At 59.9% G+C, this 22,275-nt stretch carries 18 protein-coding genes and 1 pseudogene; 5 read left to right on the forward strand and 14 right to left on the reverse strand.

Annotated elements, in window-relative coordinates:
* Position 1: 1 nt before the first annotated feature.
* The 5 genes from PYH37_RS01730 to PYH37_RS01750 all read right to left on the reverse strand — a co-directional run bounded on the left by PYH37_RS01730 (position 2) and on the right by PYH37_RS01750 (position 5,803).
* Positions 2-985 carry an ABC transporter ATP-binding protein gene (locus tag PYH37_RS01730; RefSeq protein ID WP_280731742.1) on the reverse strand — a complete coding sequence of 328 codons (984 nt, stop codon included), beginning with the start codon at positions 983-985 and terminating at the stop codon, positions 2-4.
* Entirely contained in the window at positions 985-1,992 is a 1,008-nt protein-coding gene (locus PYH37_RS01735) for an ABC transporter ATP-binding protein (RefSeq protein ID WP_280731744.1), read from the reverse strand. The genes PYH37_RS01730 and PYH37_RS01735 overlap by 1 nt, the downstream gene beginning before the upstream one ends.
* Complete coding sequence (locus PYH37_RS01740) at positions 1,989-2,948, reverse strand: ABC transporter permease (RefSeq protein ID WP_280731745.1); 960 nt, start codon at positions 2,946-2,948, stop codon at positions 1,989-1,991. Before PYH37_RS01740 ends, PYH37_RS01735 begins: the two co-directional genes overlap by 4 nt.
* Positions 2,948-3,904: an ABC transporter permease gene (locus PYH37_RS01745; protein ID WP_280731746.1), complete on the reverse strand. Its 957-nt coding sequence runs from the start codon at positions 3,902-3,904 to the stop codon at positions 2,948-2,950. The genes PYH37_RS01740 and PYH37_RS01745 overlap by 1 nt, the downstream gene beginning before the upstream one ends.
* A gap of 246 nt (positions 3,905-4,150) precedes the next feature.
* Entirely contained in the window at positions 4,151-5,803 is a 1,653-nt protein-coding gene (locus PYH37_RS01750; RefSeq protein WP_280731748.1) for an ABC transporter substrate-binding protein, read from the reverse strand.
* 324 nt (positions 5,804-6,127) lie between these two features.
* On the opposite strand from PYH37_RS01750, the gene PYH37_RS01755 reads away from it, so the two are divergent.
* The 5 genes and pseudogenes from PYH37_RS01755 (at position 6,128) to PYH37_RS01775 (ending at position 11,407) form a co-directional block, all read left to right on the forward strand.
* Positions 6,128-7,036, forward strand: a complete 909-nt coding sequence (locus tag PYH37_RS01755) for a dihydrodipicolinate synthase family protein (protein ID WP_280731749.1) — start codon at positions 6,128-6,130, stop codon at positions 7,034-7,036.
* Positions 7,037-7,048: 12 nt separating this feature from the next.
* A pseudogene (locus PYH37_RS01760) lies at positions 7,049-8,232 on the forward strand (sialidase family protein).
* A 289-nt stretch (positions 8,233-8,521) separates the two neighbouring features.
* On the forward strand, positions 8,522-9,655 hold the full coding sequence (locus PYH37_RS01765) for an iron-containing alcohol dehydrogenase (RefSeq protein ID WP_280731750.1): 1,134 nt from the start codon (positions 8,522-8,524) through the stop codon (positions 9,653-9,655).
* A gap of 139 nt (positions 9,656-9,794) precedes the next feature.
* Complete coding sequence (pdxA, locus tag PYH37_RS01770; RefSeq protein WP_280731751.1) at positions 9,795-10,781, forward strand: 4-hydroxythreonine-4-phosphate dehydrogenase PdxA; 987 nt, start codon at positions 9,795-9,797, stop codon at positions 10,779-10,781.
* A gap of 416 nt (positions 10,782-11,197) precedes the next feature.
* Complete coding sequence (locus tag PYH37_RS01775; protein ID WP_280731752.1) at positions 11,198-11,407, forward strand: hypothetical protein; 210 nt, start codon at positions 11,198-11,200, stop codon at positions 11,405-11,407.
* Positions 11,408-11,581: 174 nt separating this feature from the next.
* Here the strand turns inward: PYH37_RS01775 and PYH37_RS01780 are convergent, their stop codons facing one another.
* From PYH37_RS01780 to asnB, 9 genes are all read right to left on the reverse strand, one after another.
* A complete protein-coding gene (locus tag PYH37_RS01780) occupies positions 11,582-12,079 on the reverse strand; it encodes an RES family NAD+ phosphorylase (protein ID WP_280731753.1) in 498 nt (165 codons plus the stop codon).
* 8 nt (positions 12,080-12,087) lie between these two features.
* Positions 12,088-12,438 carry an MbcA/ParS/Xre antitoxin family protein gene (locus PYH37_RS01785; RefSeq protein WP_280731754.1) on the reverse strand — a complete coding sequence of 117 codons (351 nt, stop codon included), beginning with the start codon at positions 12,436-12,438 and terminating at the stop codon, positions 12,088-12,090.
* 161 nt (positions 12,439-12,599) lie between these two features.
* Positions 12,600-13,919: an amidohydrolase family protein gene (locus PYH37_RS01790; protein WP_280731755.1), complete on the reverse strand. Its 1,320-nt coding sequence runs from the start codon at positions 13,917-13,919 to the stop codon at positions 12,600-12,602.
* A gap of 37 nt (positions 13,920-13,956) precedes the next feature.
* The gene (locus PYH37_RS01795) at positions 13,957-14,901 is read right to left on the reverse strand and encodes an ABC transporter permease (RefSeq protein ID WP_280731756.1); all 945 of its coding nucleotides are present in this window, start codon (positions 14,899-14,901) and stop codon (positions 13,957-13,959) included.
* Positions 14,898-15,947, reverse strand: coding sequence for an ABC transporter permease (locus PYH37_RS01800; RefSeq protein WP_280731757.1), 1,050 nt, complete (start codon positions 15,945-15,947; stop codon positions 14,898-14,900). The genes PYH37_RS01795 and PYH37_RS01800 overlap by 4 nt, the downstream gene beginning before the upstream one ends.
* On the reverse strand, positions 15,937-17,472 hold the full coding sequence (locus PYH37_RS01805) for an ABC transporter ATP-binding protein (RefSeq protein ID WP_280731758.1): 1,536 nt from the start codon (positions 17,470-17,472) through the stop codon (positions 15,937-15,939). The genes PYH37_RS01800 and PYH37_RS01805 overlap by 11 nt, the downstream gene beginning before the upstream one ends.
* Positions 17,469-18,914 (reverse strand): amidase, encoded by a 1,446-nt coding sequence (locus PYH37_RS01810; RefSeq protein ID WP_280731759.1) that lies wholly within the window; start codon positions 18,912-18,914, stop codon positions 17,469-17,471. The genes PYH37_RS01805 and PYH37_RS01810 overlap by 4 nt, the downstream gene beginning before the upstream one ends.
* Positions 18,915-18,926: 12 nt before the next feature.
* The gene (locus PYH37_RS01815; RefSeq protein ID WP_280731760.1) at positions 18,927-19,913 is read right to left on the reverse strand and encodes a BMP family protein; all 987 of its coding nucleotides are present in this window, start codon (positions 19,911-19,913) and stop codon (positions 18,927-18,929) included.
* A 312-nt stretch (positions 19,914-20,225) separates the two neighbouring features.
* Positions 20,226-22,238 carry an asparagine synthase (glutamine-hydrolyzing) gene (gene asnB / locus PYH37_RS01820; protein WP_280731761.1) on the reverse strand — a complete coding sequence of 671 codons (2,013 nt, stop codon included), beginning with the start codon at positions 22,236-22,238 and terminating at the stop codon, positions 20,226-20,228.
* Positions 22,239-22,275 lie beyond the last annotated feature (37 nt).

The raw sequence follows: 22,275 nt of genomic DNA on the forward strand, positions 1-22,275 counted from the left end.
GCTATTCACCATTGACCGCATGGCAGGCAACGAGGTGACCGGGCCGCGCCTCCTTCCACACGGGGATCTTTTTGCGGCAGACTTCCATGGCGATGGGGCAACGCGTGTGGAAGCGGCAGCCGGTGGGCGGATCGAGCGGGCTCGGTACATCGCCCTGAAGAATCTGCCGCTTGCGGTTGCGTTCGTGCTCTGGGTCCGTCTCCGGGACTGCCGAAAGCAGCGCCTTGGTATAGGGGTGGAGCGGCGACTGGAAAACTGCGTCGCGGCTGGCGAGCTCTGCCAGACGGCCAAGATACATGACGCCGACCCGGGTGGAGATGTGGCGCACCACGGCAAGGTCATGGGCAATGAAGAGATAGGTGAGGCCGTATTTTTCCTGCAGGTCGAGCAAGAGATTGATGATCTGCGCCTGGATCGAGACGTCGAGCGCGGAAATCGCCTCGTCGCAAACGATGAACTTCGGTTGGCAGGCAAGCGCGCGTGCGATCACCACGCGCTGGCGCTGGCCGCCCGAAAGCTCGTGCGGATAGCGCGAGGCAAAGCGCGGCGGTAAGCCCACATCAGTGAGCAGCGCGGCGACCTTGCCGTTGAGTTCCGCCTTGGTGGCGAGCTTATGGAAGAGGATCGGCTCGCCGATTGCTTCGCCGACCGTCATCCGCGGATTGAGCGTGGAATAGGGGTCCTGAAAAACGATCTGCAGATCGCGCCGGAAGGGACGCATCCGCTTCTCGTCAAGCGCGGTCAGGTCCTCGCCCTTGTAGAGAACCTTACCGGAGGTCGCCCGATGCAGGTTCAAAATGGTGAACCCGGTCGTCGACTTGCCGCAGCCTGATTCCCCGACGAGGCTCAGGGTCTCGCCCTCGACGATATCGAGGCTAACATCGTCGAGCGCGTGCACGGTCGCCGACCGCTCGCCGAAGGCGCCGAGCCGGACGTGGAAATGCTTGACGAGATTTTCGATCTTCAGGAGAGGTCCAGCATCCATCAAGCGGCCTCCCGCGCTTTTTCGACGGCGAAGCAGGCGGCGCGGTGGCTGCCTGCGGCGGAAACGGGCTCGAGCTTCGGCACATGCGTGCGACAGGTGTCCATCGCCAAGGGGCAACGCGGCGCGAAAGGGCAACCCTGCGGCCTGCGGCCAGGCTCCGGCGGCGTTCCGCCGATAGAATTCAGGCGTGACGCCGGAGCGTCCGAGAGCTTCGGGATCGATGCGAGCAGGCCGTGCGTATAGGGGTGGCGAGGATTGGCATAGAGCTCGTCGACCGGAGCGTCCTCGACCACGGTGCCGGCATAAAGCACGACAACGCGGTCGACGAGGCCGGCGATCAGCGCCAGATCATGGGTGATCCACACCACCGACATGCCAAGCTTTTCCCGCAAGCCCTTCACCAGATCGACGATCTGCGCCTGGATCGTTACATCGAGCGCCGTCGTCGGCTCGTCAGCAATGAGTAGCTTCGGCTCGCAGGCAAGACCGATTGCGATCATCACGCGCTGCCGCATGCCGCCCGACAATTCGTGGGCATAGGCTCGAATGCGCTGCTCGGGACCTGGAATGCCCACGAGGCGCAGGAGTTCGACCGCGCGCTCGCGCGCCTCTTGTCTGCTCATGCCGCGGTGGTAGATCAGTGGTTCGGCAAGCTGGTCCCCGATCCGCATCACCGGATTAAGCGAGGTCATCGGATCCTGGAAGACGAAGCCGATGTCGCCTCCACGAACTTTCCTGAGTTCCCTGTTCGACATCTTTTGGAGGTCACGGCCGTCGAAATGCGCTTCACCGTTCGTGACACGGATTTTATTGGGCAGGAGACGCATGAGGCTCAGCATGGTGAGGCTCTTGCCGCATCCAGATTCTCCGACGACGCCGAGCGTCTCGCCCTTGTCGACGTGAAGGTCGATGCCGTCGACGACAACCGAGGGGCCGCGGCGTGTCTCGATTTCGATCGTCAGTCCTTTGACGTCGAGCAGGCGGTTCTTGGTCGCTGTAGCGCTCATTTGTTGCCTCGTGGATTAAGAGCGTCGTTTAGGCCGTCGCCGAGGAAGCTGAAGGCAACCGACGCGAGGCCGAGAACGGCAGCAGGCGCTGCAAGCAGATGCGGATAGTGCTGCCAGACGCGAAGCCCGTCAGAGATCATGTTTCCCCAGCTCGGTGTCGGCGGATTGACGCCCACTCCGAGGAAGGAGAAAGCGCTTTCCAATACCATTGCCGTGCCAAGACCGGCGCTGACGGCAACAATGAGCGGTCCCAGCGCATTCGGCACCACATAGCGCATGAGGATGATGCGATTGGAGAGCCCGAGCGCTTGCGCGGCGGTGATATAGGGCCGCCCCCGGATCGAGAGCACTTGGGCACGCACGAGACGCGCATAAGGCGGCCAGGAGATCAGCGCCATGGAGCCGAAGACCAAGAAGAAATCAATCCAGACGGTCTCGCGGTAAAACGGATTGAGTGTCTCCAGATACCGTGCCTCCATCCACTGCGCGATCGGCGTCTTCAAAGAGGCGTTGATCACGACGACGAGAAGGAGGTTCGGCACCGACATGGTGACATCGGTCAGCCACATAATGACGCGGTCGAACGGATTGCCGAAGAAGCCGGCAACCGCCCCGAGCACAGTGCCGAGGACAAGCGCAATGGCCGTGACGACGATGGCAACCAGGAATGCGGTTCTCGTCCCGTATACGACGCGGCTGAAGACGTCGCGTCCAAGATCATCGGTACCGAAAAGATGCGCGAGCGACGGTGCCTGGTTGCGCGCCTCGAGATCCTGGCTCAGGAAATCGTAAGGCGTGAGGTAAGGGCCGAACAGGGCGACGAAGGCGAGCAGGGCAATAACGCAGAGGCCGAAGATCGCCAGACGGTTCCTACTCAGTCGGTACCACGCGTCACGCCAAAGACTGACAGGTGCTTCGTCCGGGGTCATTGCGGAATGGGCTCGAGTGACGGACATCAGCGGCTCCTTCTCGTATCGGCGGCGCGCGGATCGAGCAACGGATAAAGAATGTCGACAAGCAGGTTCGAGAGCATCACCAGGAACGAGCCGATGAGCGTGATCGCCAGGATGACCGGATAGTCGGAATTGGTGAGCGCCTGCACGGTCAGACGGCCGAGCCCCGGAAGACCGAAGACGAGCTCAACGAAAATAGCGCCATTGACGATCGTGATCATGATGAGACCCAATTGCGTCACGACCGGTGTCAGCACCGGCCTCAATATGTGACGCAGCGCCACGACGACTTCGGGCACGCCCTTTGCCCGGGCAGTCCGCACGAAATCTTCTGACAGCACTTCAATGACCGCTGCGCGCGTTTGGCGAATGATGAGGGCAATCGGTTGGAAGGAGAGAACGATCAGGGGCAGGATGATGCGCACATCGAACACGCCGCCCCAGCCGTAGGGAACGTTGATGCCAGGCAAGGCGACGATCAGAGCCACCATGAGCAAGGGTCCGGCAACATAGGCCGGAATTGCCCAAAGAAAGAGCGCGGACCCGAGGATGATATAGTCGAGACGCCGGTTTTGATTGAGTGCCGAAATCAGGCCGAGTGGAATGGCGACCAGCGCCGTCAGAATGATAGCACAGAGCGCCAGCTTGAAAGAGACCGGTGCGGCAGCCGAGATCATCGCCCAGACTGAGCGCCCGGAGCTCAGCGAATTGCCGAATTTGCCCTGGACAAGATTCCAGACATAGTAGCCAAACTGTTCGAAGAAGGGTTTATTCAAACCGGCGCTTTCCCTGATCGCCTCAATGCGTTCGGGATTGTAGGCAACGTCACCGGGCGCGCGCAGAAAGATCAGCTTGATCGGGTCACCGGCCCCGTAAAAGGCCAGCGCATAGACCGCCATCATCACCAGAAGAACCGACGGTACCCAGATGGCAAATCGTGTCGCGATATAACGCAGCATGCCGCAAATCCTTCCGCACGGCGTTGCGGATCGGCATTTTTGATGGTCCGGGACGCCATGCATTTGTTGTTCGGCCGGCCTGTCGTGCCCTTAGCACGTCACAAGCCGAGGCCATTTCGATGCAGGGACCCGTCGTTGCCTATCCGGGACTCCGTGCAGTGAACCTCGTGCGAGAGCGCTTTGGCCCCTGCACGAGGTCAAATTTTGGACACCCGGGCGGCAAATAGGCCGACCGTGCCGGGTGCATCAGCCAATCGAAATCTCCCACGGTTTGGCGACCTGCCAGTCGAGGTTCTTTTCGATGCCCTTCACCTCGGCGGTTGCCCAGCGCGACATGGCCTGAGCATACCAGGGAATGAACGCCCAATCTTCGCGGAACGCCTTCTGCGCCTCTTGCGCAAGTGCTACGCGCTGCGGATCATCGACGCCCTTCATCGAGGCTTCCTTCAGCAGGCTGTCGACCTTCTCATTCTTGTAGCCGCCGAGCTTGTTCTGGGCGTTCGAGGAGGTCGAGGCGATCGAGCCCTGCAGGTAGGAAGCGGCGTCGGGCACGCGTGTTCCGACATCGTCGCGGAAGATCTGCACCGCGTTCTGGTCGGGACCGGCATAGGCATCCTGCTGCGGCTTCATGTCGACTGCGGAGATGCCGAGGTTCTGCCGCCATTGCTCGGCGATGAACTGGGCAGCCGCCTCTATCGCCGGGCCAGAGATGCCGACGAAAAGAAGCTTCGGCAATTTCTCGGGCCCGCCGTAAGTCGACTCGGCAAGCAGCTTCTTGGCGCCTTCGGGATCGTAAGGGTAGGGCTCGAAGCCGGAATTGTCCGCGCCCGGCACGGAATTGAGGATCTCGTCCGTCTTCTTGTGCGGACCATCCGGGAAGGAAGCGCGCATCAGCCCTTCGCGATCAACGGCGCGGATCAGCGCCTCGCGCACCTTCGGATCGTCCATCGGCGCGCGGGCCGTGTTGAACCAGAAGTGCTGGCTGGTCGGGATGATCGGGCCGGCGGCGAACTCGGGGCCGAGGTCCTGGATGATCGTGGAGGTCACAAGTTCGGTATGGGCGTTGAATTCGCCGGATTTCAAGAGCGAGGTTGCGGTGACGTTATCCTCGATCGAACTGATCTCGATCCGATCAAGCTTCGGCTTGGGGCCGAAGAAGTTCTCGTTCGGCTCGAAGGTCAAGGTCCCGGCGTCGATATCGATCGCAGTCAATTTAAAGGGTCCGGAGTAGACGGCACCGTTATCGGGCATGTACCAGTCGGCAATCTCCTCGCCGTCTTCGCCTCGCGACTGCGAGGCCTTGGTAATCGGGGCGATGTGGTTGGCGACACGCATGAAATAGATGGGATCCGGTTCGCTGAGCGTCACGACGACGGTGCCTTCGTCCGGGGTCGCAATGCCGGAAATTTCCTTGGCGCTGCCGCCGCTCACGTCCGCATAGCCTGCAACCTTGCTTAGCACCTGGTCGGCGCGCTGGTTCTTGGTGTTCGGCATCGCCGAGACGTTCCACGAACCCTTGACGTCCTCGGCCGTGATCTTGCTGCCGTCGGAGAAGGTTGCCTTCGGATCGATCTTGAACGTCCAGACCTTGTTGCCTTCGGACGATTCCCAGCTTGCAAAGACATAAGGATGGATCTTGCCCTCACTGTCGAAGTACATGGGCGAAGCCCACCAGGCCGAGTTCCAGCGGTAGGGGACGCCGCCGCCGCGCAGCGGTGACCAATCCTGATTGAAGGCCGGATTGGCGACTTTCAGCACCTGGCCTTCCTGAGCGAGGACGATCCGCGCGTTCATGCCGGCAATCGTCAGTGCAACACTAGCACCCAAACCCAGCTTCAGGGCCTCACGACGCGAGATGCCCGTTACCGCCGAAGACTCCAAATCATTCCGTCTGGTCATTCCTTCCTCCCATGCGTGAAATTGGGCGCCTCCGCTCTCCTCGGATTGGGCGCTCCTAATTGTGCTAACACTCATCCGATATTGTAAATATGTCAACAAAAAACGCCGGACGAGAAACTTCAAATATTTACGAGCCACATTTAGGCAATGGAATCAAATGATTGCTGCTCGTGGATATTTTGATCCCAGAATTTCGTGTTGACAACTTTGTCGCTGTTGACCACAAAAACCTACAACATGGGCTCGCGGTGGAGCGGACGGCTTATTTCGCGAGTTGCTCGCCGCCGACAAGCGGTGGCTGCCGAGCCAGCGGAGGAGATAGTCATGAACACCAGTCCCGCAGTAACCGGCGTCTATTGTGCCGTCGCGACACCGTTGCGAGAGAACGGCGATCCGGACCTCTCGCTTTTCTCGGTTCATTGCAAGCGGTTGCTCGACGAGGGATGTCATGGGCTGGCACTGCTTGGCACGACGGGCGAGGCGAATTCTTTTTCGGAAGGTGAGCGTCGGCTGATCGTGGAGAGCGCCCTTGCGGCGGGAATTGCGCCGGATCGGCTGATGCCCGGAACGGGTGTCGCCGCGATACCGGACACTGTGGCGCTGACGAAGCATGCGCTCTCACTTGGCGTGAGCAGGGTCGTCATGCTGCCGCCCTTCTACTATAAGGGTGTCAGCGATGAGGGCCTTTACGCTGCCTACTCGCAAATAATTGAAAAGATAAAGGATAATCGTCTGAAGATCATCCTGTACCACATTCCGCAGGTTTCGGGCATACCGCTGTCGATACCGCTGATCAAGCGGCTTGCGGCAGCCTTTCCAGATACGGTCGTCGGCATAAAGGATTCCGCAGGCGACTTTAACAATATGCAGGCGATCATCGCCGAACTGCCGAATTTCTCTGTACTCGCCGGGGCGGACCCCTTGCTTCTACCGCTGTTGCAGGCAGGCGGTGCGGGGTGCATCACGGCGACCTCCAATCTCATTGCCGATTCCTTAAGATTCATCTTCGACCACGTATCGGATGCCGAAAAATCAGCCGAGATCGAAGCAGCGCAAGCGCGCATAAACGCGTTTCGAACGCTCTCAAGTTCCTACGTGCAGATCCCCACGGTCAAAGCGATGATCGGGCTCAAAACAGGCGAGGGCGCCTGGATAAGGACACGGGCGCCCCTCATTGCGCTGACAGAGGCCGAACAGGCGGATCTCGCAACCAAATTTGCTGCTTTGGCGTAAAGGAGGGGTCGGATGGTCTACACTGCTCTCGAGCCGCACGAGATTCCTCCCCGGATGACTGGCGAGATTGTGCGCAGCCTCGGCGAAACCGATCGATACGAGGCCTTTCTGCCGTCGCCTTGCGTGCAAAATCATGCCGCCAATCTCGCCTTCCTTCCCGATGGTGCACTGAGTTGCGTCTGGTTTGGCGGGACCATGGAAGGCATGGGCGACATCTCCGTTTACATGTCGCGCCTCGAGCCTGGCGGGCGGTGCTGGTCCGATCCGCGTAAAATGTCGAACGATCCTGACAAATCGGAGCAGAATCCCCTTGTCTTCACCGCGCCCGACGGACGCGTGTGGCTGCTGTTTACGTCCCAGACCTCAGGCAATCAGGACGGAGCGGTGGTCAAAAGACGCATTTCCAGCGATGGAGGCAGGTCTTTCGGGCCGGCGGAAGTTCTCTGTCCCATTCCCGGCACCTTTGTGCGCCAACCGACGCGGGTGAGTGGCTGCTGCCGGTCTTTCGCTGTATAGGCGGGCCCGGCCGCCGCTGGACCGGTGACATCGACCGTGCAGCCGTGCTGGTTTCGCGCGATCAAGGTCGGAACTGGGCCATGCAGGAGGTGCCGGAAAGCATCGGCGCCGTGCACATGAATATATTGCCTAGCGGCGACAATCAGATGGTGGCCTTCTACAGGAATCGCTTCGCGACAAATGTTCTTCGCAGCCACTCTGAGGATGCGGGGCGCCATTGGACAGCACCACAACCGGTGGACTTGCCGAACAACAACTCGTCGATACAAGCGATACGCATGAAAAACGGCATGATTGCAATGGTTTACAACCATTCCAATGCATCGATGTCGGATGCCCGGCGTCACTCGCTCTATGATGAAATCGAAGGTGAAGGCGGGGAGGAGAAAGCTCTCGATGCGTCCACTCAACCGCTCCGCCCAGCCATATGGGGTGTTCCGCGCGCCCCACTCAGCCTCGCATTCTCGACAGATGGCGGGCTGACTTTCCCGCGTCGGATTGATCTCGACACTGGCGATGGTTTCTGTCTCAGCAACAACTCGAGGGATTCGCTCAATCGCGAATTCTCCTATCCTTCGATCGTCGAGGACGAGGAAGGGAGGCTGCATGTCGCCTACACCTATTTCCGCCGGGCTATCAAATATGTCCGACTGGAACCGGAAGTCGGGAAAGGCAGGTGATATGCGGTTGGTGTCGAGCGTGCTAAGCAAGTTGACAAATATCATGGACTGATTCTTGGCTGCTGTCTGCCGCCATATGCGTCTCAGTGGGCCGTCACCTCAAGCAAACGGTTGTGACAAAGTATGCCGCATTTACAATGGCATATTCGAGATCTGGCGAGCCGACCTGCGGGAATCGAGTGCAACTGAATGACAAAGCTAGACTTCCGGCCCTTGCCACAGACTGATAATAGAGGTAACAACTTTACATCTACGCTGCTGCCGCCATCTGCCAGGGAGGATTGATCCGATGAGCAAGCTGGAGACGCCGATTTCCATGGTGAGGCCGGGCCAGATTGAATTCGGCATGGGCGTGGCGAAGCGGCTTGGAACTTGGGCCGAAGGCAAGGACGTCCGTCGCGTCCTCGTTATTTCGGACGCCTTCAACGCAGAACGTATTGACGTCCTTGGGCTTAACGGCGAGGTCGTGGTGTTTGGTGACGTCAAAGGCGAACCGGATACGGCCGATCTTGATCGCGTCCTCCACGCTGCAAACGGTGCCAACGCCGACCTGATCGTCGGCTTCGGCGGCGGTAGTGCCATGGATCTTGCCAAGTTCGCGGCGGTTCTTGCCAGCTCGTCGCAGCGGCTGCCGGATGTCGTCGGCGCCGGAAAGGTCGCCGAGCCGCGCACCGTGGCGCTTGCGCAAGTCCCGACGACCTCGGGCACAGGGAGTGAGGCCGGTATCCGCGCCTTGGTGACCGATCCGCAGACCAAGGCGAAGCTCGCTGTCGAGAGCATTCATATGCTTGCCGATATCGCCGTGATTGATCCGTCGCTGACATTCTCGGTACCGCCGAAGGTAACGGCTGCAACGGGAATAGATGCAATGGCCCATTGCGTCGAGGCCTTCACCAATCGCAAGTCCCACCCCGCGATTGACATCTACGCGCTCGAAGGCGTTCGTCTGGTCGGGCGGTATCTCGCGCGCGCCGTGCGTGACGGACAAGACGTGGAAGCGCGCGCCGGCCTTTCTTTGGCGTCGCTTTACGGCGGCTATTGTCTCGGACCAGTGAACACGGCGGGAGGCCATGCCCTTGCCTATCCACTCGGTACACGCTGGCACGTCGCGCATGGTGCCGCCAACGCGCTGATCTTTCCGCATGTTCTTGCCTTCAATACGCCGGCTGTCCTTGAAAAGACGAAGGCGATCCTCGAGGCACTGGGACTTGCGCCGTCAGACGATATCGGTTCGGTCTTCGAAGCAGCGCACGAATTCTGCGCCTCACTCGGCATAGAGATGCAACTGTCTGAACTGGGTGTCGCGGCCGATGACCTCGGCACGATGGCCGACGACGCCTTCGCCATCAGGCGTCTGCTCGACAACAATCCGCGCGAACTTTCCCGCGCTGACATTTTGTCGATCTACGAGGCAGCCTATTAGGCGACGCAAACTATGCGAGCGGCCATCCCCCGGAGTGCCGAGCGCAGTACATTATAATCGGCCGCGTCTTGACCTGGGGCTGGCACCCCTCAGACCGTAGGATAGAGGGTCGCATATTCCGCAGGAGGCAAGAGAGATCATGAGAAACGAGACGCGTGTCGCAATAACACTCGGGGATCCGGCGGGCGTGGGACCGGAGGTCATCGTCAAAGCGCTCGCAACATTGCCGCGAAAAGCGCTCGCGAACTTCGTTGTGGTCGGCAATCTTGAAGCGCTGGAACGCGCCAAGCGAGTGACGTCCGTATCGGTCAATTTCGAGACGGTGCCAACCGATGGCGCCGTGCTGGTCGATGAAGTGCCGCTCGACGCACCATTGCCGGAGATCGGAAAAGTCAGCGCTGCGGCAGGCGAAGCCTCGGTGCGCTATATTCGCCGCGCGGTCGACCTGGCGCTCGCAGGCGAAGCCGATTGCATCGTCACCGCCCCGATCAACAAGGAGGCGATGAATCTCGCCGGCCATCATTTCGACGGTCATACCGGTCTGCTTGCCCATCTGACCGGGTCGAAGAGCTCGTTCATGCTGCTTGCCTCCGAAAGGCTGAATACTATCCATGTCTCGACCCATGTGTCCCTTCGCGGCGCGATCGAGCGGGCGACGGTGGAACGCGTGCTTGCAACGATTGGGGCCGGACACGCGCATTTCATGCGGCTCGGCAGGCACCCGCGTATCGCTGTCGCGGGCCTCAACCCGCACTGCGGCGAAAACGGCCTTTTTGGCGACGAGGACATGCGTTTTCTGGCCCCCGCCGTCGAACTGGCAAAGGCCAAGGGTATCGATGTTTCAGGTCCGATCTCGGCCGACACAGTTTTCGCCCGCGCCCATACTGGAGCTTTCGATCTGGTTGTTGCCCAGTACCACGACCAGGGACATATCCCGATCAAGCTCGTGGCCTTCGACACGGCAGTCAATGTGTCGCTCGGATTGCCGATCGATCGTGTATCGGTCGATCATGGGACGGCCTTCGACATTGCCGGCACCGGCAAAGCGAACCACGTCAACATGCTTTCGGCAATCGCCTATGCGCGGCTGGTCGCGGCGTCCCCAAGGCATCCAGCCGCCGCGTAGCTCCTTTGGTCTTGCTGCGGCATGCTTCATTGGCGTGATCTTGCTGAGCGTCATCTCCGCAAACTCGGAACGGGAAGGGCGGAAACAATGGGGCGTGCTTGTGTCAGCCGGCATTTTTGCGACCGTTGCTTCGTTCGCGTTGCCTGCGCCAGGTGTCGCTCACTGCGAAACCCCTGGTTATCCGTTTGCCATCAGCAGAGTGGCGGCAAGTCGATTGCAGCAATGCGGCGCTCGTAACCGCGCTTGCATTTTCCGGAAAAGTTGCGTGGCCATCGCGATACTGACGTGGCATCCTCGGGCTTTGAAGCGCCAGGACATGAAAACGACCCCAATTATGGTGATGCGGTGTGACCTTCGGTTGATTGACGCTTATGTCGCCACATGGGAAAACTCGGCCGGGGAACTGGAAGAACACCATGGGGCTGGTGACGCTCGTACTGACTGTTTGCCTTATCTCGGCGCCTGAAAGGTGCCGAGAGGAGAACCTGCAATTTCAAGGCCACAGTTCCCTGACACAGTGCATGTTCCAGTCCGTCATCTACATCGCCAAGTGGTCGGAGGAGCACCCGGCTCTGCGTGTGAAGAGGTGGCGATGCAAGCTTCAGGACGCCGGTCGGCTCATCTGAGTGGCTCCTCCTCGCTCGTCTCAGAGAGAATCCTTCACTGGCTATTCGCAAAGTCATCGTGTTCGGCAGTATCGATGCCGGCGTGCTATAGGTTCCGATGGCTGGCTATCATGTGTCCAATCTGACGAGGCCGCCGCAACATCGCTGTCGTTCCGATGTGCCGGTCCGCGGCCGCTATTTTGACAACCGGCCCTCGTCGTCGATCAAAACAAGACGCGACGGTGCTGCACCGCCCCACGTCCAGAGTACGAGATTAAGATCCTCCGCCGTTGCCCCGGGAGCGAAGCTTCTGACAAGCAGGGCGTGGTAGCCGCCGGCGATCAGCCGGCGTGCAAAAGCTTGCGTTCTTGCTTCTCCGTTCGCCTTCATCTGATCGCGCCAGGTGGAGTCCGCAAGCGCCACGGCATCCATGTGCTCAGCCGCAAGGGCTTCTTCGTCCCGGGTATCGAAGACGCGTTCTATCTCGGCGTCATAGGAGACGAGCGTGGTCGGCTGCAAACTGCCCACCTGGTTTGCCTCCCTCAATGCGGTCATCACCGACAGAGACGAATAGAGGGCCGGCACCCCCTTGGGATTGAACCGTCCGCCATAAAGTTCGGCCCCTCGGCCGGACAGCGGCTCACGCGCGTATATAGGATTGAGTGCACGATAGAGCTTGCCGTGATAGCGCATCGACAACGTCAGGCGTGGATGCCGGCGTCGACTGCATCGATATAGTCGAGAACGTCATCGGCACGCCCGCTGCGCACAAGCTGCATGGCCGTCTGGCCAGAAAAGCCAGGAAGCGGTTCGGACCTGTACCATGCATAGGCGATCAGCGCAGAGCCGAAACGCGGTTCCGCCTTGTTGACGATTTCGACCATTTCGCGAAGGCGCCGCTGTGTTTTGTCCGACTGCACACGGTCCTTGCGCTGAACCGCGTCCTTTCCAAGGCCGGCCGTTCGGGCAACCTCCTCGGTCGTCGTGCGGAAGGCGCTGGCTATCTTGCGCGGAGCAAAAATTCCATTGTCTGCATATAGAGCAAGCCCCATCGAGATATCTCCCTTCCTGCCAGTGAACATGACGCAATATAGCGTCAGAAGTGGCGAATTTCAAACTGTGCTTTGTTGTAGTGATGCGAAGAAGCAAGCGCTGTTTTCGGGTGAATTGGGGACGAGGCATTCCTCCCGCGCTTCCATAACCATCGCAATCTTCAATAACGCGTGATCCCGTATGCCGTCGCTTCCGGCAATATCGGTGCATATTCGGAACCATCTACCCTCGAAGGGCGACCTTCGATGAGCAGTTCGCTGATGCGCGCTGGCGAGCGAGCAATGACCTTGCCACGTCGGATGACGGCCAGGCGGTTGGGCTTCAACCGCAATGCCTCCAGCGGATCGCGAGCCTGAAGAATGATGAGATCGGCATTGCAGCCTTGCTCAAGACCGTAGCCTTCAAGGCTCATCGTCTTGGCCGAATTGACGGTAAGGGCATCGAATATCTTCTTCTTGTCCTCGATCGCGGCCATCTGGGCAACATGGATCGCCATGTGGCCGACCTCCAGCATGTCCGCCGAGCCCATCGAATACCAAGGGTCCATCACGCAATCATGACCAAAGGAGACGTTGAGACCAGCTTCCATCAACTCACGCACACGCGTCATGCCACGCCGCTTCGGATAGGTATCGTGGCGGCCTTGCAGCATGATGTTGATCAGCGGATTGGGTATGACGTTGATTTGAGCTTCCGCCATTAGCGGGATGAGCTTCGAGACATAATAATTATCCATCGAGTGCATCGAGGTGAGGTGGGAGCCGGCGACGCGGCCCTGAAGCCCGAAACGGATCGTCTCTGCCGCCAGGCTTTCAATGTGGCGTGACATCGGATCATCGGTCTCGTCGCAATGCATGTCGACCGCAAGGCCTCGATCAGCGGCTATTCGGCACAGGGCCTCGACGGAAGCAGCCCCATCGCTCATCGTGCGCTCGAAATGTGGAATGCCGCCGACAACGTCGAGGCCCATATCAAGCGCTCTTTCCAGGGCATCGACGCCGACCGGCGAACGATAATAGCCGTCCTGGGGGAAGGCTACGAGCTGCAGATCGATGTATGGTGCGACCCTCTCGCGAACCTCGAGCAGCGCCTCGGCCGTAACTAGCCTCGGATCGCTTGTATCGACATGGCTCCGAATGAAAAGAAGGCCCTGCGAAACGGCAAGGTCGCAGTAGCGCAACGCCCGCTCCACCAGCGCTTCGCGCGTCAACGTCGGTCTGAGCTCCCCCCAAAGGGCGATACCTTCAAGCAATGTACCGGAGCGATTCATGCGCGGCAGCCCGAGCGACAAGGTGGCGTCCATATGGAAATGCGGATCGACGAAGGGCGGTGAAACGAGGCGACCCGTGGCGTCGATCTCCTCGATGGCTGCGGCTTCGATCCTTTGCCCGAGCTCTGCGATCTTGCCGCCTTTGGCGCCGATATCGATACCGACGCGACCATCGGGAAGATTTGCGTTTCGTATGATCAGATCGAACATGACAGCACCGATGTGAGAAGGGACAGGCATGAGAGCGTCATCGCTCGCCGCGACGATAGGGCTGCATCAGACTTTGCGGAACCCTAGCACGGCGGGCCATCACAGCAAGCGCTGCGATCGAGAGAAGATAAGGCGTCATCAGGAAAATCTGGTAAGGCACCAACCCGCCAATGACGGTTTGTAGCCTAAGCTGAAATGCATCGAAGAAGGCAAAAAGCAGCGCACCTAGAAAGGCACGGCCAGGACGCCAGGACGCAAAGATCACGAGCGCGATGCAAATCCAGCCACGTCCCTGCACCATCGTCGGAAAGAAGCTGTTGAACGCCGATAGCGTCAGAAAAGCGCCGCCCATGGCCATTAGCGCGCTGCCGGTGAGGATGGCGCCATAGCGGATCATCACCGGATTAATCCCTTGGGCCTCGGCCGCATGCGGATTTTCCCCCGTCATCCGGATTGCAAGGCCAAGCGGCGTGCGGAAGAGAAGATAGGCCATGGAGAGCGCCAATAGGATGGCAAGATAGGTCGGCGGCGTCTGAGAGAAGAAGGCTTGGCCGAAAAACGGCAGCTCCGAGAGGACCGGGACATCAACGGGCTGAAACGGCGCGATCGTCGGCGGGGTACTGGCAAGTGGTACGACCAGGCGGAATATGAAATAACTGAGACTGGAGGCAAAAAGTGTAATGCCAAGCCCGGTCACATGCTGAGAAAGGCCAAGCGTCACTGTCAGAACGCCGTGCAGTAGACCAAAAATCGCACCGGCAACGGCGGCGACGATGAGCCCCGACCATAAATCGGCCCCGTGAAAAACAGCGAGCCATCCGACCATCGCGCCGAAGGTCATGATGCCCTCGATGCCAAGATTGAGCACCCCGGAACGTTCGCATAAAAGCGCGCCCAGTGTGCCAAAGAGGAGCGGGGTGGCGATGCGCAGGACCGCCGCCCACAAACCGGCCGATGATACGATGTCGACAAGTGCCATCATCTGCGGATCCTGTACTGGGTGAAGAACAAAGCAACAAGCATGGTGAGCAGAGAGAGCGCTACCGTGACATCGGCAATATAGGTTGGAATGCTAAGCGCGCGGCTCATTCCATCGGCGCCGACAAACATCGTGGCGGTGAAAAGGGCGGTAAGCACTACACCGATCGGATGCAGGTTTGCGAGCATGGCGACAATAATGCCCGAATAGCCGAAGCCTGGCGAAAGATCGGTCGTTACATAGCCCTTCACACCCATCACCTCGATCGCTCCGGCGAGGCCCGCCAGTCCTCCCGAAAGACAGGCGACCTTGACTAAGGTCAGCTTGAGGGGAACGCCGGCAAAGATTGCAGCCGCCGGATTAAGACCGGCTGCTCGTGACTGCATGCCGAAAACGGTGCGCGATTGCGCGAAATGTACAACAACAGCGATCACGACCGCGAATGCCAAGCCGATGTGCAGGCGAGACCGCTCGATAAGCTTCGGCAGCAGCGCGTGATCGCTGACCGGCGTGGATTGCGGCCATCCGAAGGCGAGCGGATCCTTCAAGACGCCGTCGATGAGCATCGACACGAACAGCAAACTGACGAAATTGAGCAGCAGGCTGGTCACGACTTCATCGACTGAAAAGCGAAGGCGCAACCAGAGCGGCACAAGGATGAGCACCATTCCGGCGATGGCGCCAGCTGTCAGCAATGCCGGGATGAGCAACGGTGCAGGCAAGGCGGAAAGAAAATCCGACCCGAGAGCTGCGACGATGATTGCGCCGAGATAGAACTGTCCCTCGGCGCCGATGTTCCAGAGCCGCGCCCGAAAGGCGACCGCGGCCGCAAGGCCGGTCAAGATCAATGGCGTCGCGCGTGTCAGTGTCTCGGTTGCTGCGAGCCGCGTGCCGAAGGCGCCGCTGACAATCAGCCAGTAAGCTTTGAGAACGGGTGCACCGGCAAGGCCGATCAAGATCCCTGCCATGGCAAGGGCGGCTAGGACCGCCATCAGGGCAGCGGCGATAATGAGTGCGATCGGACGATGATCGCGGCGCTCAAGACGCATGACCGGCCTCGCTCGTTACATGCCATTCGCCAGCCATCATCAGTCCGAGCTTTCGGGGATTTGCCTCCTCGGCGGATATGGGCTGTGAGAGCCGACCCTTGACGATTGCCTGGATGCGGTCGGCAAGGCCGATCACCTCGTCGAGGTCCTCCGAGATCAGCAGCACGGCCGTTTTTTCCTCGCGCGCCTTGAGTATGCGGGCGTGAATGGCGGCTACGGCGCCTTCATCAAGGCCGCGGGTCGGTTGCGAGGCAACAAGAATGCGCGGGCGATTGCAAAGGTTGCGGCCGAGGATAAGCTTTTGCATGTTGCCGCCGGAGAGAAGCCGCGTCGGGGTCACGGGCCCACCGCCACGCACGTCGAAATCTCGAATGATGTTTTTCGCGAAGGCAATAGCCGCTCTTCGGTTGACCAATCCGTATCTTGAGAAAGAAGGCGCCGTAATCTGCTCGAGGACGGCGTTCTCCCAGACGGCCATCTCGCCGATAGCACCCTCCTTGTTCCGGTCTTCCGGGACGCGCCCGACGCCAGCCTCGATCAAGCTTCGAACGTTGAGCGCATCCACCATTTCATTAAAGAGCACAATGTCGCCGGCGCTCCACGACGCAAGGCCGCAGACGACACGGGCGAGGGTCGCCTGACCGTTGCCGGAGACGCCGATAATGCCAAGTGTCTCACCGGCATGAAGACGGAAGCTCACATCCTTCAGGCGATCGACGCCACCTTCGTTCACCGTGATGCGGACAGCTTCGAAAGCAATCTCGCCCGGGGGCAAGGCCTCGCGCACCGGGCGCGTGACACGATGCCCGACCATGAGCTCGGCAAGCTCGGACTTGTTGGTTTCGTGCGTGTGGCGTTCGGCGACGACCTTGCCGCCGCGCAGCACCACCACGCGATCGGCAGCGCTCATGACTTCGTCCAGCTTATGGGAGATGAAGATCAGCGACAGGCCCTGGCGTGCCATTTCCCGCAGGGTCCGGAAGAGCCGCTCGGCTTCCAAATTTGTGAGGACCGCCGTCGGTTCGTCCAAGATGAGAATACGGGCGTCGTTGTAGAGGGCTTTCAGAATTTCCACGCGCTGCTGCTCGCCGACCGAGAGATCGCCGAGGCGTGCGCCGGGATCCACCTTGAGGCCAAATCGATCGGCGATCGCGAGCAATCTTCTCTTGGCCGCCGCAACATCCGACCTCAGCGACCAAAGCTTCTCCGTCCCGGCCATGACGTTTTCGATGACCGTTAGGTTCGGAGCGAGCGAGAAATGCTGATGTACCATCCCGATCCCGGCGCGGATTGCCGCGCGAGGCCGACCGTGCGGCAGTTCGGCGCCGTCGACCAGCACGCTGCCGCAATCAGGCACATGATGGCCGAAGAGGATGCTCATCAAGGTCGTCTTGCCGGCACCATTCTCTCCAAGCAGCGCCAGCACCTCTCCCTTGCCGAGGGTCAAGGAGATATCATCGTTCGCCTTGATGGCGCCGAAGCGCTTGCTGATGCCGTTGAGTTGAAGAACAGGAGCGGAAGTCATGCCGCAAGTCCCGCGACGGCATAGGGATGTCTCCAGCGATCCTCGGCCTCCAACCGCGAGGCAAGCCGGAATAATGTTGTCTCTTCACCCATTCGGGCAAATATCTGTATGGGCAGCGGCAGACCATCGCGGTCGCACCCAAAGGGAAGAGTGAGCGCCGGAAAGCCGGAAACATTGGCAAGGCTCGCAAGCGGCGCAAAGGCTGCCATTTTTTGGAGATGAAGTTCCGTGTCGCTGTGATCGGTCGAAAACGAGCCGAGCGGTGGCGGCGCGCAGGCGAGCATAGGCGTCAGCAGACAGTCGATGCTTTCGAAGAGTGTCCATAAATTGCGACTGATGTGCACGTCGGCACTCAATGTCTGCCACAATTCCGGGGCCGAAAGCGCGCGTCCACGCTCCGCAAAGGCTAAGGAAAGCGGCTCAGCCTGCCTGAGGTCGAGCTTCAGAGTGTCTGCGAGCGATGCCAGATTGACGGAGACAATGTCGGCGAAAACGCGGCTGCTGCTTGCGACGCTTGCCTCGAGCGCACTCCACTCGATAGGCACGACTTCGTGGCCATCTGCCTCGGCGACCCGCACTGCCGATACGACGGCCTCAAGCCTGCCGCTCTCCGTCGGATAAAGTGTGCCGGTATCGCTCAGTACCCCGATGCGCAACCGGCGCTTGGGTCGATCCTCCCGGCTGGGGTCGGCATAAGGCCCCTTCGCCCGACCCCGCAGCTGATCGAATAGCTGAGATACGTCACGGACCGAACGGCAGACGGCGAGTTCGCTCGCGATACCGCCGAGGTGATTTGCAAAGCCTGGTCCGGCCGGAATGGTCCCGCGCGTCGGCTTCAGGCCCACCAATCCGCAGCAGGCGGCAGGCACCCGAATGGAGCCGCCTGCATCTGTTGCATGAGCCAAGGCGACGATCCCCAGTGCGACGGCGCAGGCGGCGCCACCCGAGGACCCGCCGGCAGTGCGGGAGGGATCGAGTGGATTGCGGCACAATGGTCCGCGCGCCGGCTCGCTCGACAGAGAAAGGCCGAATTCAGGGCTTGTGGTCAGGCCGAAAAGATTGAAGCCGGCGTTGCGGAAGCGCTCGGCCAGATCGGAATCAGCGCTCGGATCAGGTCGGTCAATTAGCCGGGAGCCGGCTCTCACTGGAAAACCCTTGAAAGGACCTCCGAGGTCTTTGGCAAGTGTGGGCACGCCCGCAAACGGTCGGACAGCGAACCGATTGGGATCGTCTCTACGTTCCTTGTCCAACGCACTGGCGGCCGCCATCCCCAACTCGGCCTCAAGCTGGCAGATGGCTCCATAGCTTTCGCGGTCGCAAGCGGCAGCAATTGCCGCCGCCATTGCCTCCGCGCATGTCATCGCCCCGGCAGAAATCTGATCGGCGAGCGCCGTCGCGTCGCCGCCTGCGACCGTAAATCCCGCCCCTTCGCTCCGGCTCATGCAAATGCCTGTTTACTGAGGTGCATCCATCATTATCGGGACCTCAAAGGTTCCAGCTTTGATCGCGGAGCGTTTGGCCTCCATGGCCGCCTCAGCAGCGGCAGGGGCGACACCCCTAACATAGACAATATCGCTGCCGCCTTGCTTCATCAGCCCATAGGCAGTGTAGTTGTTGCCGGTCGGCTTGCCAGCCTTCACGTCTGCGATCGCAGCATTGAGGATTGGTCGGAAATACCACATTGCGTTCGCGAAGACCGTATCGGGGTAGCGCGGCGTATAGTCGATCAGCGAACCGATGGACTTGATGCCACGCTCCTTCGCCGCGTCCGCGGTGCCGATGCGCTCGCCGAAGAGAATGTCCGCCCCGGCATCGATCTGAGCAAGTCCGGCTTCGCGTGCCTTGGGCGGATCAAAGAAGGTTCCGATGAAGGAGACGAGGTGTTTGGCGTCCGGGCGCACTTCCTTGACGCCTGCGCCAAACGCATTGATCAGCATGTTGACCTCGGGAATGGGAAGAGCGCCGACCGAACCAACTATGCCGGACTTCGTCATAGCCCCGGCCAGCATGCCGGCGAGATAAGCCCCGTCATGGTTCCAGGTGCCGAAGACACCAAAATTGGAACCCGTGGCCTCGCCGCTCGATCCAAGCAAGAATGCCGTATCTGGATAATCGGCTGCGACCTGGCGCGCCTCGCGCTCGACGGCATAAGCCTCGCCGACAATAAGCTTACAGCCTTGCTCGGCATATTCGCGCATGGCCCGTGGATAGTCGGTGCCTGATACGCCTTCCGAAAATACATACTCGATCGCGCCCTCTGAAGCAGCGTCCTGAAGGGCCTTATGAAGACAGGAATTCCAGGCGTTTTCGACCGGCGAGGCATGGATGCCGGCGACTTTCATCTTCTCTTGAGCGCGTACGGCTGGTGCCAGGGCGTTTGCGCCGAGAGCCAACCCCGAGGCGAGGATCGCTCGCCGCGAAAGGATAAATTGCTTCGTCATGTTCCCCTCTTTTTTACCAATTGGTTTAAAAACCATATGGGTCGCCTAAAAAGGTGTCAAGGAAACCGGCTGCGCAAATTCTAGCCATAACAAGGGACGGCGATTACCTGTTCAGAACTTCTGCTTTATCCTAACCACCAGCTGTTATGTCGAGATCCCCGGCCACACTTCAACAGTGTGCCGGCGTACCTTGGTTTGGCAATTTCGAGGATCGCGAGGTTCGTCTCGGCTTGCCGTCCGCCCGCATTTAAGCATGAAGCAGGTGCGACTTCACGGTCACCCGAAGTAACGGGGATCCGACTCTTCGCTCTATCAGCCGAGGCGGGCGACTTGGTCGTGGAGTCTTGGCTCGACCACCGTCGCATTTCCTCGCTGATTAATAGCTCCTCCCCAGCGATCATGCCAGGCGTTGAACATCAACACCGTCCAGAGTTGCGGTGCACAGTCGCGGTGCCCGGCAAGATGCGCCTTCCAGCGCTCCACGATCGGTTCTACTCGGAAGATCCCGTCGCGTCGCAACCGCGATGGCGAAAGCATGTCTTCGGCCCAGGGGCGCAGCGGCCCTCGGAGCCAAGCAGCGATTGGTGCGCCAAATCCGCGTTTCGGAAGGCTCATGAATTCCTCTGGTAATCGTCGTGAAAGCAGATGGCGCAAAGCGGTTTTGCCAAAGCACAGTGCTCTCGGGGCACGCCAGGCCTGTTCGATAAAGCGATAGTCGAGCAATGGAGCACGCATCTCCAGACCAACGGCCATCGAAGCACGGTCGACTTTTACGAGAATGTCATCCGGAAGATAAGCGATCATATCGCTATACATCATTCGGTCGACCGCACTGAGACACGCCGGGATTCGTTTCGATGTCATTGCGGTGGGCAGCTCGCGTCCGCCTGGCACGATTTCAGTCGGATGTGACCAAACTGAGAGAAAGTCCAGATAGCGGGTGTCGGGATCGCGGATTTCGAGCAGTTCGGCAAGCCTTCTTAGTCGATTGCCAGTCACCTCATCTTGCAGAGACCCGTGAGCTACACGGCGCACTCCCGACGCAGCAATTTCGAGCGCCCAGCGTGGGGCATGCATTGCCGCCTGAAGCGCAAAGCCGGGCGCCCTTTTGGCAAGGCGATCGAAAACGGTCATTTGGCGATAACGATTATAGCCACCGAAGAACTCATCGCCCCCATCGCCCGACAGCGCCACCGTCACTGTTCTTCGCGCCAGCTTCGAGACCAGCAGTGTCGGGAGCTGCGACGGATCGGCAAACGGCTCGTCATAGACGTCCGGTAGATCGGCGATCATGCCCAAAGCGATGTCGGGCTCGGCCGTAATCTCCGTGTGGTCGGTGTTCAGGTGCCGAGCGATCGCTGAGGCCACGTCAGCCTCATTATATTGCTCCTCGATAAAGCGCACCGTGTAAGTCTTCACCCGCGATGGAGAGACCTCTTGCATGACGGCCGTCACAAGAGACGAGTCGATGCCACTGGAAAGGAGCACTCCGACGGGAACGTCTGAGACGATCCGTTCACTGACCGCCCGCTTCAGCGTGTCATCCAGGAGATGCAAGGCTTCGTCGGCGCTCTCCACGCGCTGAGCGTATCCCCGCTCAGCCGCCTCGAAAGCGCTCCAATAGGGTTTCACCGCATCTATGGCAGCCGTTGCCGAGACAGGCGGCTGATCGAGTGAAATGCTTAGCCACGAACCATGCGGGAGCTTGAATATGTCCCGATAAATCGAATAGGGCGTCGGCACATAGCCATGCCGCATGTAGAGCGTAAGCGCGTCGCGGTCTATCTCCGCAGACCGAAAGGCAGGGTGCGTCCTAATGCTCTTCAGCTCGGACCCAAAAGCGACTGCATTCGGAGATATGCCGATATAAAGTGGTTTCTTGCCGATCCGATCGCGGGCGAACAGGATTTTTTTCGCCACTCTGTCGTAAAGTGCGAAGGCGAACATTCCGTTGCAGCGCTGCAGGGCGCCTTCAAGCCCATAAGCCTCGAATGCCTCCAAAAGGACTTCAGTATCGGAGTGGCCCAAGAATCGCGAGCCGTTTGCCTCCAGCTCGTCCCGCAGCTCGCGGAAACCGTAAATCTCGCCGTTGTAGACAATCGAATATCGGCCGCTGGCCGAGTGCATCGGCTGCGCGCCGGTCGGCGACAGATCGATTATCGCGAGACGGCGGTGGCAAAGGCCGACCCGGCCATCTGGGTCAAGCCAGATGCCTTCGTCATCCGGCCCCCGATGTGCGAGTGCTCCCGCCATCTGCCTTAACGTTGCGGCGGATTCCCCGCGATCTCGCCTCGTATAATTTATTAGTCCGGCAATTCCACACATGAAACACTCTCCAATACCGTTCAAAGTATACGACGGC

Source organism: Sinorhizobium numidicum, from assembly GCF_029892045.1.
Lineage (GTDB): Bacteria > Pseudomonadota > Alphaproteobacteria > Rhizobiales > Rhizobiaceae > Sinorhizobium > Sinorhizobium numidicum.